Raw genomic sequence first — 17,836 nt, 5'->3', positions numbered from 1 at the left:
TTACCTCACTGTCTAATTGGCAAATAGACAGAAAATTCAGTATGTCCGGGCCAACTATTAAATTCAATTTTACCGTGGTGTTGATCAACAATATTATGTGCAATAGAAAGCCCAATACCTGTACCACCTTCATAACCACTCACCATAGGGTAAAACAAGGTATCTTGTATATGAACAGGCACACCTGGCCCAGTATCTTCAATATCAATACGAGCACACAAACGACAACGTTGGCCATGTAAAGTAACCTGAAAAGCCGTTCTTGTCCTAATGGTAATTACGCCAGTATTGGAACCGATCGCCTGTAAAGCATTACGCACAATATTTAAAATTACCTGCTCTATTTGTTCAGAGTCATGAATAAAATCAGGTAAGCTTGGATCATAATCACGCAAAATTTCAATATTGCTTGGTTTTTCCAAACACAGTAATGCATAGATACGTTCTATTGCTTGATGGATACTTTGTTCTTTTTGGTGCAATCGCTGTTGTGGTCCTAACAACCTATCAACAAGATTTCTTAATCTATCTGATTGTTCAATAATAATTTTTGTGTAATCTTGCAATTCATTTTTTGGTAATTCTCGTGATAATAATTGAGCCGCACCTCGAAGTCCGCCTAGTGGATTTTTAATTTCATGAGCAAGTCCTCGAACTAATTCACGTGCAGCGCTCTGTTGAGCTTGTTGCAATTGTTCTTGACTAAGGCGTTTATGATTATTTAACGGTACCATTTCAATCAAAATCCGACCATTACCTAATAGTTGAGCTGTCAGCGATAAAATATGTAACTCATTGTTAATAACTAAATTGACTTCATTATCGGTAAAACCTTGATTTTGTGCCAATGCACTGAGCATCAAATCAATATCTAAAGAAAAATAACCCAAAAAATCAGGAAGATAACTATCTAATAATTTTTTAGAACTTTGTACTAATAATTGCTGTGCAGCAGTATTGGCATAAAGAATGTTGAGTTTTGTATCAAGTAATAAAATACTCGTAATCATAGCATCGAGAACAAGATTAGCATCAGATTCATTTTCAAATGTCATCGTTGATTTTCCGTCCCGATTAGAAACCACCGCAAGTTAACGGTGGTTTAATAGTTTAAATTATTATAAATTAACTTATAGACTATAGTACATTTCAAACTCAACTGGATGTGGCGTCATGCGTACACGATCAACATCTTGACGTTTTAAATCAATATATGCATCAATTGTATCATTAGTAAAGACATTACCACGTGTTAAGAATTCACGATCTGCATCTAATGCATTAAGTGCCTCTTCAAGAGAACCCGCGACTTGAGGAATTAATTTAGATTCCTCTGGTGGTAAATCGTATAAGTTTTTATCCATCGCATCGCCAGGGTGAATTTTATTAATAATACCATCTAAACCAGCCATTAACTGCGCAGCAAATGATAAGTATGGGTTACCTGCTGGATCTGGGAAGCGAACCTCAATACGACGTGCTTTAGGGCTAGTCACAACAGGAATACGAATTGACGCAGAACGGTTACGTGCAGAATACGCAAGCATAACTGGCGCTTCATAGCCCGGTACTAGACGTTTATAAGAGTTAGTTGCTGGGTTAGTAAATGCATTGATGGCTTTCGCATGTTTGATAATACCGCCAATATAGAATAGTGCCATTTCTGAAAGACCCGCATATTTATCCCCAGCGAATAAATTTACGCCATCTTTTGCTAATGATTGGTGACAGTGCATACCAGAACCATTATCACCAAACATTGGTTTTGGCATAAACGTCGCTGTTTTACCGTAAGCATGCGCCACATTTTGTACGACATATTTATAGATTTGTACTTCATCAGCTTTTTTAGTTAGCGTATTAAAGCGACAAGCAATTTCGTTTTGACCCGCAGTTGCCACTTCATGATGGTGAGCTTCAACCACTAAGCCAAGCTGTTCCATAATTAAACACATTTCAGAACGGATATCTTGCGATGAGTCAACGGGTGGAAGTGGGAAATATCCACCTTTTACGCCTGGGCGATGCCCTTTATTGCCTTCTTCATATTTTGTACCAGAATTCCATGCCGCTTCAATATCATCAATATGCACAAAACTACCAGACATTGGCGAACCAAAACGAACATCATCAAATAAAAAGAATTCTGGTTCAGGTCCAAAAATAACAGTATCTGCAATACCTGATGATTTTAAATACTCTTCGGCACGTTTAGCGATCGAACGTGGGTCACGGTCATATCCTTGTAACGTTGCAGGTTCTAAAACGTCACAACGGAGATTTAATGTTACATCTTCAAAAAACGGATCGATAACAGCACTTGACGCATCTGGCATTAACACCATATCTGATTCATTAATACCTTTCCAACCAGCAATTGATGAACCATCAAACATCTTACCATCTTCAAAAAAATCAGCGTCAATTTGACTAACAGGAATCGTAACGTGTTGTTCTTTACCTTTTGTATCAGTAAAACGTAAATCGATAAACTTAACATCATTTTCTTTAATTAGTGTTAAAACTTGTTGTGTAGACATGTATCTTCTCCGTTGAGGACAAATAATAATTGTTCAGTTTATATTATAAGGCATTCTTACCCAAATTATTATAACATATGCAAATATGATGCCAGTTTTTTAGCTCTGTTTTTACAGGATTTACAGGCACCAATAATATGATAAATATTACAATTGCACCAAAATAAAGCAATTAAATCTAATTTGGTGCATCGAGATGGTTCATAATATATCACCGTTGTTTAAATATTAAATCCACAATACTCATATTTGAAACTATGATAAACTGTCAAGTAATTGCTATATTCAGCAACATAAACATAATGCGATTTAAACTATATTGGTTCTTTGTTACCAGAGAAGATTAAATAAGAGATTATGTTATCCCTGCATTTTTTACTTACTCTTAAAAACAAAAATAAAAACATAAAGATAACTTCATTTCATTGCACTGCAGCTTTCTATTATACCAACCATTTTTTATAACCATTTTAAATAAAACAAATTACTATAAAAACAATTTTTCAGTTATTGGCACTGTATTTCGTTACACAATATCGCTATAATCTTCCTTTATATTGAAAAAACTAGGTAATCATACAAGTATGGACTTTATTACACTCGAAATTCTACCTTTTGTAAAAAATCACATCTTACTTTCCTTAGGTTGGGTTGTACTGTTTATTTCAATTATTGTACTAACCATTAAAGGTAAACTATCCAAGGTTAAAATTATCAATAATCCTCAAGCAATTCATATGATTAATAAGCAAAATGCAGTTATTATTGATATTCGCTCTGCTGATAACTTTAAAAAAGGGCACATCACAGACTCCTACAACATTTTGCCTGTTGACATTAAAAATGCGAGTACAAAAAAAATTGAAAAATTTAAAGAAAACATTGTTATTTTAATTGACGCAAATGGTTTATCATCAACAAGTATAGGTGAAGCACTTGTCAAACAAGGTTTTTTAAATGTATTTGTATTAAAAGACGGTATTGCTGGATGGAACAGCGATAATTTACCACTGGTAAGAAAATAATATTATTTAAAAATAAGGTTTTATCATGACAGAACAAAACAATACGCAACAATCCGAAACTCAGTTTGCTATTCAACGTATTTATACTAAAGATGTTTCATTCGAAACTAACAATGTTCCTGAAATTTTCACAAAACAATGGCAACCGGAGCTGAACGTTGAATTAAATTCATCCTCACTAGTTTTAAGCGAAAATGTATACGAAGTTGCATTACGCATCACTGTGACAGTAAAACAACAAAACGAAATTGTATATATTTGTGAAGTGACTCAAGCTGGTATTTTTTCACTTATCGGATTCGATGAAGGCCAAATTCAACATTGTGTTGGCGCTTATTGCCCAAATATTTTGTTCCCTTATGCTCGTGAAGTAATTTCAAGTTTAGTGAACAAAGGCACATTCCCACAAGTGAATTTAGAACCAGTAAATTTTGAAGCACTATTTATGAACTATATTCAACAACAACAAGCTGAAGCTGAAACCGAATCTAAAGAAACACTACAATAGTCATTGTGTTGCAATTAACTAATAATAGGTTTATTATATTATTATGAAAAAAAATGCTGAGATAACAGTAATAGGCGCAGGCTCTTACGGAACCGCTTTAGCTATTTTACTGGCGCGAAATGGTCACTCAACTTTATTGTGGGGACATAATCCTGATAAAATGAACATTTTGCGGCATGATAGGCAAAATAAACAATTTTTGCCGGATATTCCTTTCCCTGCTTTGTTACAAATTGAAAGTGATTTAGAATCAGCAATTTCAGCAGCACCCATTTTACTTATTGTGGTGCCAAGTCACGCTTTCGCAGGTATTCTTGCTCAAATCAAACCGTTTTTACGCCTAGGTACGAAAATCGTTTGGGCAACAAAAGGGCTTGAAGTAAATACAGGTCGATTACTGCAAGATGTAGCAAAAGAAATTTTGGGCGATAAAATCCCATTAGCGGTTATTTCTGGCCCAACGTTTGCCAAAGAAGTCGCATCTGGATTGCCAACAGCAGTAACTGTTGCATCAAATGATGAGCGTTTTTTAAATCAACTGCAAACATTATTCCATTGTAGTAAAAGTTTCCGTGTTTATAGCAGTAAAGATTTCGTTGGCGTGCAACTTGGAGGGGCTATTAAAAATGTTATCGCTATTGGTGCTGGATTATCAGATGGACTTGGTTTTGGTGCTAATGCCAGAACAGCATTAATTACGCGCGGACTTGCCGAAATGATGCGTTTAGGCGCAGTATTAGGCGCCGATCCTGCCACATTTATGGGAATGGCTGGATTGGGCGATCTGATCTTAACCTGTACAGATAATCAATCTCGTAATCGTCGTTTTGGAATCTTACTGGGCCAAAACAAATCAGTGCAAGAAGCTCAAGATGCTATTGCTCAAGTTGTTGAAGGTCGCAATAATACAAAAGAAGTCTGGTTACTAGCTCAAAAATATCATGTTGATATGCCAATCACTGAACAAATTTATCAAGTCCTTTATGAACATAAAGCACCGAAACAAGCAGCGATGACATTACTTAGGCGTTCACAAAAAGCAGAACTGAAAAGCTAACTTTTATACTTAACCACCTATTTACCTAGAACTTTTTGAAAAAAGTTACTAAACTTAATTACAAATTATTATAAATATATACCTATTTCTTTTTCTTTTGCTTTAAGGTAGATATCGTAGCCAATATACACATCTAATACTGCTGTTCCAACACTTTTAAAAATCGTAATTTGCTGATCGTTTTGGCGGCATTGAGTGGGATCTATAACTAAATCTCCTAATTCTAAAAAATCATCTTCCGATACCAATTTTTGTTTAATTGGTTCAATAATATCACCAGCTTCAGCAAATACTCCCTCCTTGGTATCAAGTACGCGAATATTAGCTTTTTCAACAATCTTTTCAGGAATTTCGTGCATCTCTGGTGTATAAGCTCCCACACCATTAATATGCGTACCAGCTCTCACTTTATCGCCATTAAATGTCACAACTTTTGAAGTCGTGACAGAAGTAATAATATCGGCTTGGCTAATGTCTTCATCCAAATTTTGAGAAAAATAAAGATGAGTAGAAAAATGGGCAAAACGATGTTTCATTTCATCAGTAAACTGTTTTGCTTTTTGTGTATCAATATCAAAAATAGCTACATCAGTAAGTGAACGAACAGTTAACATTGCTTCTAATTGCGATATTGCTTGCCCTCCAGTACCGATCAACACTGCTCTACAAGCATCTCTACGAGCTAACAAATCAGTGGCTGCACCTTGAACGGCTCCTGTGCGAAGCGCAGTAACAAAAGTACCATCTAACATGGCACAAACTTCGCCAGTTTGTGGATCTAACATTAAAACTTGTGCAGGAACTGATGGTTTTCCCAATTTAGGGTTATCAGGAAATACTGAGACAATTTTGATACCCACAATATCGCTACCTTTAATATGTGCGGGCATAAACAAGCATTGACCTTTTTTCATATCGAAATTGATTCGTAATGGTACATCACTGTTTCCTTGAGTATAAATTTTCAAAGCTTGTTTATCCGCAGCTATCGCGTCTTTCATAGTATAAAATTTTTTAATATCTGTAGCCGTTAAAATGAGCATTTTTGTTCCTTATTGATTTCCATACTTATTTTAGATTTTAGTATCTATTTATTAAATCAAAATTCATTGTGAATTAAATTATAACAATTTATTTTATATATTAAAAAATAAGATAAATCACAGTTCTTGTATATTCTAAGCATTTTCATTATTATTATATGTTTTAATTTTGCACAATAACTGAGGGATCCGATGTTATTTAAAGTATTAAAATTTTTATTAAAGATTTTATTCCATGTCAGAATTCATGGTAATCTTAACAATTTAAAACAAGACAGACTTCTTATTACGCCTAACCATGTATCTTTTTTAGATGGTATTTTAATCGGCGTATTTTTACCAGTAAAACCCGTTTTTGCTATTTATACTGATTATATCAATCATTGGTTAGTCCGCTTAGCGAAGCGTTATGTTGATTTGGTACCAATGGATCCCCTTGATCCAATGGTAATTAAGCAATTAGTTCGCGAAGTTGAAAAAGGCCGCCCAATGGTCATATTTCCTGAAGGGAGAATTACTGTAACTGGCTCATTAATGAAAATCTATGATAGCGTGGCTTTTATTGCTGCTAGTTCTCAAGCAACAATTGTGCCAGTATGGATTGAAGGAGCTGAGTTTACATTAACCAGTCGTTTGAAAGGATTGTTTAAACGTCGTTTATTTCCTAAAATAACCATTCATGTACTTGAACCGGCATCTATTTCAATACCTGATTCACCTAAAACCAGTGAAACGCATTATATTGCGGGTGAAAAACTTCATCAAATTATGATGAATGCACGTATGGAAAGTCGTCCCAAATTAACTCTATTTGAGGCACTACTTGAAGCGCAAGTTCGCTATGGTGCGAAATCGAAAATGGTACAAGATCCGACAACTAACGAAATATCTTATCGTAATTTGTTAAAACAAATCATTGGCGTTAGCTGTATTATTGCTAAATTCACTACCGAAAAAGAACGAGTTGGCGTATTATTGCCTAATGCAACTATTACCATTTCGACAATTTTTGGCTTATCAGTTAAAAACCGAATTCCAGCGATGCTCAATTATACAGCTGGCATCAAAGGGCTGACTTGTGCAATTACAGCCGCTGAAATTAAAACAATTATTACTTCACGCAAATTTATTCGAAAAGGAAAGCTTGATTACCTCCTTGAAGAAATAAAAGATGTTAAGTGGTATTTCCTTGAAGATCTACGTAACAGTTTAACCTTTAAAGATAAACTTTATGTCGCAGTTCATCAATATATCCCTCGTTTAGTTAAATGCCCTCAATCAAGTGATGACGAAGCACTAGTATTGTTTACATCAGGTTCAGAAGGTAACCCTAAAGGTGTTGTCCATAGCCATGCTAGTTTGCTTGCTAATGTTGAGCAAATTCGAACCGTTATTGATCCAACTCCACTCGATCGCTTTATGTCCGCACTACCTTTATTCCATGCTTTTGGTATTATAGCTGGATTATTTTTACCGCTGTTTTCAGGTAGTCGTACATTTTTATATCCAAACCCACTACATTATCGTATAGTACCTGAAATTATTTATAATCAAAATTGTACTGTCTTATTTGGTACACCGACTTTATTGGCAAATTATGCTCGTTATGCGCATCCATATGATTTGTTTCGTTTACGCTACGTTGTTGCTGGAGCAGAAAAATTATCAGACACAGTACGAGAGCAATGGAAAGATAAATATGGTATTCGTATTTTAGAAGGTTATGGCGTTACTGAGTGTGCACCTGTTGTGGCACTTAATGTCCCAATGGCGTTTAAAGCAGGTACAGTAGGTCGGTTATTGCCAGGTATGACATCGAGATTAATTCATGTTCCAGGTATTAAAGATGGTGGAGAATTGCAAGTTAAAGGCCCTAATGTGATGAAAGGCTATTTGCGTGTTGAAAATCCGGGTAAACTTGAGGAACCAGTAGCAATCGATGAACATGGACAGCCCCAAAAAGGTTGGTATGATACCGGTGATATCGTTGCTATCGATAACGAAGGCTTTGTCACAATTAAAGGACGCTTAAAACGATTTGCTAAAATTGCGGGCGAAATGGTTTCATTAGAAAGTGTTGAATCATTAGCTAAAAAAGTCGACACTGATGCCATGCACGGCGCAACAGTTAAAGCCGATTTAGCCAAAGGTGAAGCTATTGTGCTATTTACTACCTCGACAAAATTAAATCGAGAACAACTTAACCAAGCATCTCAAGAACTTGGTATACCTACATTAGCTATCCCTCGTGACATTCGTGTGATTAATGAATTACCACTATTAGGTACAGGTAAAATTGATTTTATTACCCTACAAAAAATGGCTAACGAATAAAACAAAGAATGTCATATGAAACAACATTCTCTGTTAAGCAAAGGCATGGTTACTACCATGCTGGCGCTTTTTTTCAGCATTTACCTATAACACAATCTTTTTTTGCTATCTTAACTTCCCCATGTAGAAAATTTAATTACAGCAAATAAGTTAATGGAAGCATCGATCATTGTGGCAAATTTACTTGATTCGATAGCTGGTGGTTATATTAACGCTCTTAGTGTAAGTGCCTACTTACTTGCGTATTAACGTACGGGCTCGCAGTTAGTGCTAACATTTTTATTTCTAAATTACCTACCATACGACAAAATATTCCACGACAACTTAATTAGGTAAAGATTTAGTTAGTACCAACAGTGTTATTTGAGTCAAAAAGTCAATCAAATGTACAGCGGTAAAAATAATGCTAGAGTTTTATACATTAACGATTACCCTAAGTGTTGGCTTTGGTGGTTTATCTGCTATAGTGATATTTTTGTTATGGTTAGGATTAAGAAAAATGCAGAAAATTAATCTATTGGGAATGTTAACCGAAAGTCGCAATTCAAACAGCGAAAAGATTGATAGCTGTTCAACATTAGAAATACTTCAAATCATCAATCGTGAAGATAAACAAGTTGCACTCGCTGTTGAAAAAGAGCTAGTAAACATAGCAAAAGCTGTTGATGCAATTAGCCAAGGATTTTCAAATCAAGGTCGATTAATTTATCTTGGTGCTGGCACTTCTGGTCGTCTAGGTATTTTAGATGCAAGTGAATGCCCACCTACTTATGGCACGCCAACTGAACAAGTCATTGGCTTAATTGCTGGGGGACAGCCTGCTATTTTCAAGGCGGTTGAAAATGCCGAAGATAACCCTGAATTGGCTGTTCATGACCTGAAAAACATCAATTTTAGCTCAAACGACATTTTAGTTGGCATTGCTGCTAGTGGACGCACACCTTATGTAATAGGTGGTATGCAATATGCTAAATCAATTGGAGCAACAATAATTAGCTTATGCTGTAACCCTACAGCACCAATGATTAATTTAGCCAATATCGCCATTACCCCGATTGTTGGTGCAGAAGTAATTACTGGCTCATCAAGAATGAAAGCAGGTACGGCCCAAAAATTAGTGCTCAACATGTTAACCACTGCAAGCATGATCAAAATTGGTAAAGTCTATAGTAATTTAATGGTTGACGTAGAAGCTACCAACGCTAAACTTATTGAACGGCAAATATCCATTGTTATGCAAGCCACCGATTGCAGTCGAGAAAAAGCCATTGCCACATTAGCAGAGAGTAACAAGCATTGTAAAACTGCTATTTTGATGATTCTTTCAGGTTTAAATGCAGAGCAAGCCGAACATAAACTTAAAAAAGAACATGGTTTCATTCGTCAAGCACTACAACATGAACTAACTTTGCTTTAATAAACAATAGAAAATTTAAGTTTTTGATCAAATTGTGATGAGTACATATTCTTAGCTTATTTTGCGTTGTAAAATAACTAAATATTTTTAATTTATATACTTTATATTATGAAATTAATATAAAAATTAGGAGGTAGTTGTATGGTTGGTATTATCCTAACAACTCATGGTGAGTTTGCAGAAGGTATTTTACAATCAGGAACAATGATATTTGGAGAACAAGAAAATGTTAAAGCAGTTACCTTGCATCCAAGTGACAGCCCTGAAAGTTTAAAAGAAAGAATGCTTGAAGCAATAGCAACATTTGATAATCAAGAAGAAATATTGTTTTTAGTGGATTTATGGGGTGGCACGCCATTTAATCAGGCTAACAATTTATGTGAAGAACATGGAAATTGGGCTATTGTTGCTGGTTTGAATTTACCTATGTTAATTGAAGCTTATTCTTCTCGCTTTTCAATGGAAACTGCGAAAGAAATTGCTGCAGCAATTATTGAACCAGGCAAAGAGGGCGTAAGAACAACCGTCAAAATACCGACAAAATCCTCTGCTAATGCTAAGACTTCAAGTACTATCTCAGAAGGAAAAGTCCTTGGTAATGGTAAAATGAAAATCGTGTTAGCTCGTGTAGATTCGCGCCTATTACATGGCCAAGTTGCAACAGCATGGACAAAATCAACCAACCCTAACCGTATTATTGTTGTTTCTGATTCAGTTGCAAAAGATGACTTAAGAAAAAAACTCATCCAAGAAGCTGCGCCGCCTGGCGTAAAAGCAAATGTTGTTCCAATTAAAAAAATTATCGAAGTTTCACGCGATCCACGTTTTGGTAATACCAAAGCTTTACTTTTATTTGAAAACCCACAAGATGTTCTACGAACCATAGACGGTGGTGTCGATATTAATGTCCTTAATATTGGCTCAATGGCGCATTCCGTTGGTAAAGTCATGGTAAATAAAGTGTTATCAATGAATGCTGATGATGTTGAAACATTTGAAAAATTAAAAGCCAAAAACGTGAAATTTGATGTTCGCAAAGTACCTAATGATTCTAACAGCAATATGGACGAATTATTGAAAAAAGCGAAAGAAGAATTAGCTGAGAAAAATAATTAATTTAAGAGGGTTATATTATGGCATTATCAATTATTGCTATTATTTTAGTGATAGTTATTGCCTTCCTAGCTGGTATGGAAGGTATTTTAGATCAGTTTCAATTCCACCAACCATTAGTGGCTTGCTCTTTGATTGGACTTGTCACCGGTAACTTAGAAGCAGGCGTTGTACTGGGTGGCTCGTTACAAATGATTGCTTTGGGCTGGGCCAATATCGGTGCGGCGGTAGCTCCTGATGCTGCACTGGCAGCTGTTGCCTCATCCATTATTTTAGTATTAGGTGGTCAAGGTGTAGCTGGCGTATCAACAGCCATAGCGGTTGCTATTCCACTTGCTGTTGCTGGGTTATTCTTAACCATGATTGTGCGAACTATTGCTGTTCCTTTAGTACACATGATGGATGCTGCAGCAAAAGAAGGCAATATTCGAAAAATTGAATGGTTACAAATTTTAGGTATCTGTTTACAAGGTTTACGTATCGCTTTTCCCGCAGCTGCTTTACTGTTCATTCCAGCTGAAACAGTTAAAGAAACATTAAATGCAATGCCTGAATGGTTAACAACAGGCATGGCAATTGGTGGGGGTATGGTTGTTGCTGTGGGGTATGCGATGGTGATTAATATGATGGCTAACCGTGAAGTATGGCCATTTTTCATTATTGGTTTTGTTGTTGCTGCAATATCGCAATTAACTCTCATTGCACTCGGTGCTTTAGGCATCGCATTAGCATTAATTTACCTTAGCCTTTCTGAACGTGGTAATTCTTCAAATGGAGGAGACAAAGGCGATCCTCTTGATGATATTTTAAATGATTACTAGAAACTTGGAGAAAAAAATGACTGATAGAATTCAATTAAGCAAAAAAGATCGTTTAGCCGTTGCTTGGCGTTCGACTTTCCTCCAAGGATCTTGGAATTATGAACGTATGCAAAATGGTGGTTGGGTTTATTCAATGATCCCTGCTATCAAAAAATTATATACTACCAAGGAAGATCGCTCTGCAGCGCTTAAACGTCATTTAGAATTTTTTAATACTCACCCTTATTTAGCTTCTCCAGTACTAGGTGTAACACTAGCGCTTGAAGAAGAACGAGCAAATGGTGCAGCTGTCGATGATGTGGCAATTCAAGGGGTAAAGGTCGGTATGATGGGACCATTAGCTGGTGTGGGTGATCCTGTATTTTGGTTTACCGTGCGCCCAATGCTCGGTGCGCTTGGTGCTTCACTTGCACTTAGTGGTAACATTATGGGACCTATTTTATTCTTTTTACTATGGAATATTATTCGTTGGAGTTTTATGTGGTATACCCAAGAATTTGGGTATCGTACTGGTTCTAAAATCACCGATAATTTATCAGGAGGATTACTACAAAAAATCACCAAAGGCGCTTCTATTTTAGGGATGTTTGTCCTTGCAGCGCTAGTACAACGGTGGGTATCAATAAAATTTCAACCTGTCGTATCTTCCGTCAAACTAGACAATGGTGCATTTATTGATTGGAATACCTTACCAATAGGTGCTGAAGGTATTCAAAAAGCACTCATTGAGATGCAAAGTGGGCTATCACTCACTCAAGAAAAAGTCACCACTTTACAAAATAACTTAGATCAATTGATACCTGGGCTAATGCCACTACTACTAACATTTTTCTGTATGTGGTTATTACGTAAAAAAGTATCACCAATTTTAATTATCGTTGGTTTATTTATAGTGGGTATTGCAGGACATGTCATTGGTCTTTTATAATTTCAAGCGTTAAATAAAATATAATAAAAGCATAATTTATAAATTAAATTATGCTTTTATTATTAATAATTTTTGCAAAAACAATTAGCAATTTTATGGCTTATCAAATCATAAAAAACAATTATATTAGCCCTATTTTTTAATATGGAAGTCACATAAATGGTCCAATCATTAAACACAAAAATAGACCTAACCGTTAAAGCCACATTTTTTACCACTTTTACCGAATATGGACAAATTATGATTGGCGATAAAGCATTCGAGTTTTATCATCAACATGATCCTCGCAAATATATCCAAATTCCATGGGATGAGGTCGATTATGTGATAGCATCTGTACTATTTGGTGGTAGATGGATACCGCGTTATTCAATCCAAACTAAAAGAAATGGTACTTTTACCTTTGCATCTAAAGAACCTAAAAAAACGTTAAAAGCGATTCGGGGTTACGTTGACAGGCAAAAAATGGTCAGATCACTAGGTTTCTTTGACGTATTAAAACGCGCTTTTTTGCCAAAAAAGAACAAAAATTAGTATTACCACACAATCCTAATGATGAATAAATTAAGTATCAAATTAAACCACCTGTTTTATAATATCTGTTGGTTTACACTTAAATTAAATAAATCATAGCCAGTATTATTTTTATCCATTCTTTTCTAATTTAGCTTAAAACAAACAATATTACATCGCATCGCTAACAAACAGTCATTGCACTTTTTACTAGAAAGAGTATAATTCTGGGGCTTTGATTTTGTCCATGTTGGGCAGAAAAAAGATTATTTTTTAATTTAAGAGGATGTTATGGTAACTATTCGTTTAGCTCGTGGTGGCTCTAAAAAGCGCCCTTTTTATCAAGTAGTTGTCACTGATAGCCGTAACCCACGTGATGGTCGTTTTATTGAGCGCGTTGGCTTTTTTAATCCAATTGCACAAGGTAAAGCGGAAGAATTACGCTTAGATCTTGATCGCGTAAATCATTGGGTTGGTTTAGGTGCAACTGTTTCTGATCGTGTTAATGCACTAATCAGACAAGCACAAAAAGTTGCTTAATTTAGTCATTAAAAGTCACTGTAATGATGAATACTGAGAATCTTATTATTGTTGGTAAACTTGGTTCAAGCTACGGCATTCGCGGATGGCTCAGGATTTTTTCGTTTACAGAATTTCCAGATAGCATTTTTGATTACACACCTTGGTATATCCAACGTGCAGGAAAATGGCAAGAAGTAATCGTAGAAAGCTTTAAACCGCATAATCATGATATGATTGTGAAACTTAAAGGTATTGATGATCGTGATCAAGCAATTGCATTAACCAATATCGAAATATTTGTTGATGCAGAGCAATTACCATCACTTAACAATGGTGATTATTATTGGAAGGATCTCATTGGCTGCCGAGTAAAAACAATTAACGGTTATGATTTAGGACAGGTAACAGATTTGATGGAAACCGGTTCAAATGATGTATTAGTGGTAAAAGCAAATCTAAAAGATGCATTTGGTGCAACAGAACGTTTAATCCCTTTTGTTGATGATCAATTTATAAAACAAGTTGATTTAACAACAAAAATGATTGTAGTCGATTGGGATCCAGCTTTTTAATTGGTAAGGTAAAACTATGTGGATTGGCGTAATTAGCCTTTTTCCCGAAATGTTTCAAGCTATTACCTGTTATGGCGTAACTGGTCGAGCCGTTAAAAGCGGACTGTTAACAGTAGAATATTGGAACCCGCGCGACTTTGCGCATGATAAGCATAAGACTGTCGATGACAGACCTTATGGTGGTGGACCTGGCATGTTAATGATGGCACAACCACTTAAAGATGCAATTCATGCAGCAAAAGCAGTGGCTGGTAACGATACAAAAGTGATCTATCTTTCCCCACAAGGGCGCAAATTAAACCAACAAGGTGTTTGCGAATTGTCACAAAAGCAAAAATTAATTTTGATTTGTGGACGATACGAAGGCATAGATGAACGCGTTATCCAAACTGAAATTGATGAAGAATGGTCAATTGGGGATTACGTATTAAGTGGCGGTGAATTACCGGCGATGACCATGATTGATGCATTAGCAAGGTTTATTCCTGGCGTGTTAAATCACCAATCATCGGCACAAGAGGACTCTTTTGCTAACGGTTTACTTGACTGTCCACACTATACTCGGCCTGAGGTGTTAGATGGAATGGCGGTGCCTGACGTATTAATGTCTGGTCACCATGAAGCGATTCGTCGCTGGCGATTAAAACAATCACTAGGACGAACTTGGTTAAGAAGAGAAGATCTTCTTGCAAATCTAGCTCTGACTGATGAAGAGCAATGTTTACTCGCTGAATTTAAACGTGAATACAGTGACAAACAAGGCAATTAATATTTCAGTATAACTAGTAAGAGATAATATTATGAAAAATGCAATTATTCAGCAATTAGAACAAGAACAAATGAAGAAAGACATCCCGTCTTTTCGCCCTGGTGACACGGTTGAAGTAAAAGTATGGGTTGTTGAAGGTAATAAAAAACGTCTTCAAGCTTATGAAGGTGTTGTCATTGGAATTCGTAATCGTGGTTTACACTCTGCATTTACAGTACGTAAAATTTCGAATGGCGAAGGTGTAGAACGAGTATTCCAGACTCACTCACCAATTGTTGATTCAATTACTGTGAAACGTCGTGGTCAAGTACGTCAAGCTAAACTTTACTACTTACGCGAACTTCGTGGTAAAGCGGCTCGTATCAAAGAGCGCCTTAACTAATTTTTATTGATTATCAATAAAAATATCAGATTAAGATGGTCACCTTTGTGGTGACCGTTTTTATATATAAAAAATATAATTTCAATCCAACAATAATGGTTAGCAAAATTAAAGCAATTTTTTTAATAATGTAAAAGGTGGTGCAATGGTTGACTATATTTTTGCAATTTTGTCTACAACAGTAAAATTGTTTGCATTAATGACACCGCCTGCGGTTTTGAGTGCATTTTTAAGTGGCACAAGACAATATGATGAACAACTTAGGCGCAAAATAGCCCTAAAAACATCATGTGCGGTATTTATCATCGGTATTGTTCTATTCTTTTTTGGCAATACCATGTTTAGCGTTTTTGGTTTTACCCTTGATGCATTTCGAATTGGTTCGGGAGCATTATTATTTATCACTGCGGTGTCGCTAATGAATGATTCGCCAGAAAAAAACAAAATTAGTAGCGATGATGATATTAGTGTTGTCCCACTAGCAATTCCACTGTGTATGGGGCCTGCTTCCATCGGTACTATAATTGTTATGGGAACAAGCTCAATTGGCATTATACCGAATATGATTGGTGCGATTTCATTATTCGTTGCATCAATGGGTATTTATATTATGTTGTTATGTGCAAAAAGTATTGCGAAAGTTTTAAAAAACACCGGTATTGCTATTTTATCAAAACTAACTGGGTTACTGATATCAGCCATTGCCGCACAAGTAGTTTTTACGGGGGTATCGGCTTTTTTAAAATAACAAATATAATGGAAAGCATTTCATCAGAATTGTAGCAAGTAATTACATTAACGATTTGAGATAAAAATAAAACCAAATGTAATCACCTAAACTGATTCATTAGGTGGTTACAAATAGTTGAGACAATAAAATTAATCCAAAGTAATTGTTATTGCAGGATTGCGTTTTTTATAGAAAAAATAAGAAACTAGAATAATTATCACTAAAACTACTTCTGAGATGAAAATAAAATGACCCGACTCACCAAACCAAACCCCAATAATAATCAAAATATTAACAATAATAGAAACAGATGCAAGCCAAGGAAAGAGTGGGGATTTAAACTTTATCATTTCTTTGGGATATTTACCCCTATTTACACCCTTGCGGAATCGATACTGACACAAAGCAATAATAATCCATGCAAAACAGCCTACTTGTCCGGTTCCTGCTACTAAATAAATATACAATTTTTCAGCGGCAATATATTTCGAAAATAATGAAACTAACGCAATAACTGCAATAAATAAAATACCTTTTGTAGGCACGCCTCGTTGATTGACTTCGGAAAAGTATTTTGGAGCTAAATTATCTTGCGCCATAGACCATAGCATTCTTGAACTGGCATAAATGGCTGAATTAGTTGCTGATATTGCTGCACAAAAGATCACAAAAAGCATCGCATACGAAGCAAATGTAATTCCCGCTTTATTAAATACCCACACAAATGGACTAATTTCAGAATGCATTGTTCCATACGGGTAAACGAGAGCTAATACAGCAATAGCTAGGATATAAAATAGAATAATACGGAAAGCCACACCAGTAATAATTTTGGGTAACACTGACTGTGGAGATTGCGCTTCGCCAGCTGCATTACCAATTAATTCAACTCCTTGAAATGAGTAAGTCACGATAGTCATACACACAAATATGGCTAAAAAGCCATTAGGAAACCAGCCATTTTCTGTTTTGAATGTTGGTAAAACATGAGTTTCGGTATACTGATGATAAAGTAAATAAATTCCTACCCCAATAAAAGCAATAATCGCGAGTACTTTTATGGTTGAAAACCAGTACTCACTTTCGCCAAATGCACGAACAGAAGTTAAATGTACTGAAGTGATAACAATTAAAATTAACAAACTAAAAAGATAAATAGGAATTGAAGGAAAGGCTTGGTGAGCAATCATTGCGGCGGCAGTTAAATCTGCAGCCATAGACAATACCCAACTTAGCCAATATAGCCAACCTATGGTATAACTCCAAATTGGATTTGGAATAAACATCAACGCATAGTGTTGAAATGAACCAGCATGAGGAAATGCACAAGAAAGTTCTCCTAAACATAGCATAGTTGAAAGCATTATGCTTCCCGCCATTAAATAAGCAATAATGGTTCCTAATGGTCCAACGATGCTCAGTGGAGCTGCAATACCAATAAATAATCCGGTCCCAATTGAACCACCTAATGAAATCATCAACAAATGACGATTTTTTAAGTTTTTCTTTAAGTTACTGCTGGGATAAGGGCTTTCTTGTGATTCAGATGTTGTCATATAAAC

General features: G+C 35.7%; 18 protein-coding genes. 14 read left to right on the top strand and 4 right to left on the bottom strand.

All coding sequences use genetic code 11. The features are described from left to right. Positions 1-5: 5 nt before the first annotated feature. A complete protein-coding gene (gene glnL, locus A9G23_RS10280) occupies positions 6-1,055 on the bottom strand; it encodes a nitrogen regulation protein NR(II) (RefSeq protein ID WP_065587525.1) in 1,050 nt (349 codons plus the stop codon). Between the two features lie 75 nt (positions 1,056-1,130). Next, a complete protein-coding gene (glnA, locus tag A9G23_RS10275) occupies positions 1,131-2,540 on the bottom strand; it encodes a glutamate--ammonia ligase (RefSeq protein ID WP_065587524.1) in 1,410 nt (469 codons plus the stop codon). Positions 2,541-3,277: 737 nt separating this feature from the next. Here glnA and A9G23_RS10270 point away from each other — a divergent pair. Genes A9G23_RS10270 through gpsA form a run of 3 tightly spaced genes read left to right on the top strand, consistent with a single transcriptional unit; the run spans position 3,278 to position 5,130 of the window. Further along, the gene (locus A9G23_RS10270; protein WP_218059512.1) at positions 3,278-3,565 is read left to right on the top strand and encodes a rhodanese-like domain-containing protein; all 288 of its coding nucleotides are present in this window, start codon (positions 3,278-3,280) and stop codon (positions 3,563-3,565) included. 25 nt (positions 3,566-3,590) lie between these two features. Then, on the top strand, positions 3,591-4,073 hold the full coding sequence (gene secB, locus A9G23_RS10265; protein WP_065587522.1) for a protein-export chaperone SecB: 483 nt from the start codon (positions 3,591-3,593) through the stop codon (positions 4,071-4,073). Between the two features lie 40 nt (positions 4,074-4,113). Next, positions 4,114-5,130: an NAD(P)H-dependent glycerol-3-phosphate dehydrogenase gene (gene gpsA / locus A9G23_RS10260; RefSeq protein WP_141674934.1), complete on the top strand. Its 1,017-nt coding sequence runs from the start codon at positions 4,114-4,116 to the stop codon at positions 5,128-5,130. 68 nt (positions 5,131-5,198) lie between these two features. On the opposite strand, the gene A9G23_RS10255 is transcribed toward gpsA, so the two are convergent. Then, positions 5,199-6,173: an ornithine cyclodeaminase family protein gene (locus A9G23_RS10255; RefSeq protein WP_065587520.1), complete on the bottom strand. Its 975-nt coding sequence runs from the start codon at positions 6,171-6,173 to the stop codon at positions 5,199-5,201. Between the two features lie 192 nt (positions 6,174-6,365). On the opposite strand from A9G23_RS10255, the gene aas reads away from it, so the two are divergent. The 11 genes from aas to A9G23_RS10200 all read left to right on the top strand — a co-directional run bounded on the left by aas (position 6,366) and on the right by A9G23_RS10200 (position 16,292). Then, on the top strand, positions 6,366-8,507 hold the full coding sequence (gene aas, locus A9G23_RS10250; protein ID WP_065587519.1) for a bifunctional acyl-ACP--phospholipid O-acyltransferase/long-chain-fatty-acid--ACP ligase: 2,142 nt from the start codon (positions 6,366-6,368) through the stop codon (positions 8,505-8,507). A 499-nt stretch (positions 8,508-9,006) separates the two neighbouring features. Then, positions 9,007-9,924, top strand: a complete 918-nt coding sequence (gene murQ / locus A9G23_RS10245) for an N-acetylmuramic acid 6-phosphate etherase (protein WP_065587606.1) — start codon at positions 9,007-9,009, stop codon at positions 9,922-9,924. A gap of 141 nt (positions 9,925-10,065) precedes the next feature. Then, complete coding sequence (locus tag A9G23_RS10240; protein ID WP_065587518.1) at positions 10,066-11,040, top strand: mannose/fructose/sorbose PTS transporter subunit IIA; 975 nt, start codon at positions 10,066-10,068, stop codon at positions 11,038-11,040. Between the two features lie 17 nt (positions 11,041-11,057). Next, entirely contained in the window at positions 11,058-11,858 is an 801-nt protein-coding gene (locus A9G23_RS10235; RefSeq protein ID WP_065587517.1) for a PTS mannose/fructose/sorbose transporter subunit IIC, read from the top strand. Positions 11,859-11,874: 16 nt separating this feature from the next. Next, entirely contained in the window at positions 11,875-12,786 is a 912-nt protein-coding gene (locus A9G23_RS10230; RefSeq protein ID WP_065587516.1) for a PTS system mannose/fructose/sorbose family transporter subunit IID, read from the top strand. Positions 12,787-12,945: 159 nt separating this feature from the next. After that, a complete protein-coding gene (locus tag A9G23_RS10225) occupies positions 12,946-13,320 on the top strand; it encodes a DUF956 family protein (protein WP_065587515.1) in 375 nt (124 codons plus the stop codon). 270 nt (positions 13,321-13,590) lie between these two features. Further along, entirely contained in the window at positions 13,591-13,839 is a 249-nt protein-coding gene (rpsP, locus tag A9G23_RS10220; RefSeq protein ID WP_065587514.1) for a 30S ribosomal protein S16, read from the top strand. 26 nt (positions 13,840-13,865) lie between these two features. Next, a complete protein-coding gene (gene rimM / locus A9G23_RS10215; RefSeq protein ID WP_255306911.1) occupies positions 13,866-14,393 on the top strand; it encodes a ribosome maturation factor RimM in 528 nt (175 codons plus the stop codon). Positions 14,394-14,409: 16 nt separating this feature from the next. Further along, positions 14,410-15,162 (top strand): tRNA (guanosine(37)-N1)-methyltransferase TrmD, encoded by a 753-nt coding sequence (gene trmD, locus A9G23_RS10210; protein WP_065587512.1) that lies wholly within the window; start codon positions 14,410-14,412, stop codon positions 15,160-15,162. A gap of 31 nt (positions 15,163-15,193) precedes the next feature. Further along, on the top strand, positions 15,194-15,544 hold the full coding sequence (rplS, locus tag A9G23_RS10205) for a 50S ribosomal protein L19 (RefSeq protein WP_034913735.1): 351 nt from the start codon (positions 15,194-15,196) through the stop codon (positions 15,542-15,544). A 145-nt stretch (positions 15,545-15,689) separates the two neighbouring features. Continuing rightward, positions 15,690-16,292, top strand: a complete 603-nt coding sequence (locus tag A9G23_RS10200) for a MarC family protein (RefSeq protein ID WP_065587511.1) — start codon at positions 15,690-15,692, stop codon at positions 16,290-16,292. A gap of 131 nt (positions 16,293-16,423) precedes the next feature. On the opposite strand, the gene A9G23_RS10195 is transcribed toward A9G23_RS10200, so the two are convergent. Further along, positions 16,424-17,830: an amino acid permease gene (locus A9G23_RS10195; RefSeq protein ID WP_065587510.1), complete on the bottom strand. Its 1,407-nt coding sequence runs from the start codon at positions 17,828-17,830 to the stop codon at positions 16,424-16,426. Between the last annotated feature and the right edge of the window lie 6 nt (positions 17,831-17,836).

Origin of the sequence: Gilliamella sp. App4-10 (assembly GCF_001690495.1) — a bacterium.
Lineage (GTDB): Bacteria > Pseudomonadota > Gammaproteobacteria > Enterobacterales > Orbaceae > Gilliamella > Gilliamella apicola_G.
The sequence above is the reverse complement of the archived record's forward strand: the minus strand, read 5'-3'. Positions and strand labels throughout refer to the sequence as shown.

Bases quoted from the DNA above. Each gene is read 5' to 3' on its own strand.
- glnL (WP_065587525.1), bottom strand. From the start codon at position 1,055: ATGACATTTGAAAATGAATCTGATGCTAATCTTGTTCTCGATGCTATG.
- glnA (WP_065587524.1), bottom strand. From the start codon at position 2,540: ATGTCTACACAACAAGTTTTAACACTAATTAAAGAAAATGATGTTAAG.
- A9G23_RS10270 (WP_218059512.1), top strand. From the start codon at position 3,278: ATGATTAATAAGCAAAATGCAGTTATTATTGATATTCGCTCTGCTGAT.
- secB (WP_065587522.1), top strand. From the start codon at position 3,591: ATGACAGAACAAAACAATACGCAACAATCCGAAACTCAGTTTGCTATT.
- A9G23_RS10255 (WP_065587520.1), bottom strand. From the start codon at position 6,173: ATGCTCATTTTAACGGCTACAGATATTAAAAAATTTTATACTATGAAA.
- aas (WP_065587519.1), top strand. From the start codon at position 6,366: ATGTTATTTAAAGTATTAAAATTTTTATTAAAGATTTTATTCCATGTC.
- murQ (WP_065587606.1), top strand. From the start codon at position 9,007: ATGCAGAAAATTAATCTATTGGGAATGTTAACCGAAAGTCGCAATTCA.
- A9G23_RS10240 (WP_065587518.1), top strand. From the start codon at position 10,066: ATGGTTGGTATTATCCTAACAACTCATGGTGAGTTTGCAGAAGGTATT.
- A9G23_RS10235 (WP_065587517.1), top strand. From the start codon at position 11,058: ATGGCATTATCAATTATTGCTATTATTTTAGTGATAGTTATTGCCTTC.
- A9G23_RS10230 (WP_065587516.1), top strand. From the start codon at position 11,875: ATGACTGATAGAATTCAATTAAGCAAAAAAGATCGTTTAGCCGTTGCT.
- A9G23_RS10225 (WP_065587515.1), top strand. From the start codon at position 12,946: ATGGTCCAATCATTAAACACAAAAATAGACCTAACCGTTAAAGCCACA.
- rpsP (WP_065587514.1), top strand. From the start codon at position 13,591: ATGGTAACTATTCGTTTAGCTCGTGGTGGCTCTAAAAAGCGCCCTTTT.
- rimM (WP_255306911.1), top strand. From the start codon at position 13,866: ATGAATACTGAGAATCTTATTATTGTTGGTAAACTTGGTTCAAGCTAC.
- trmD (WP_065587512.1), top strand. From the start codon at position 14,410: ATGTGGATTGGCGTAATTAGCCTTTTTCCCGAAATGTTTCAAGCTATT.
- rplS (WP_034913735.1), top strand. From the start codon at position 15,194: ATGAAAAATGCAATTATTCAGCAATTAGAACAAGAACAAATGAAGAAA.
- A9G23_RS10200 (WP_065587511.1), top strand. From the start codon at position 15,690: ATGGTTGACTATATTTTTGCAATTTTGTCTACAACAGTAAAATTGTTT.
- A9G23_RS10195 (WP_065587510.1), bottom strand. From the start codon at position 17,830: ATGACAACATCTGAATCACAAGAAAGCCCTTATCCCAGCAGTAACTTA.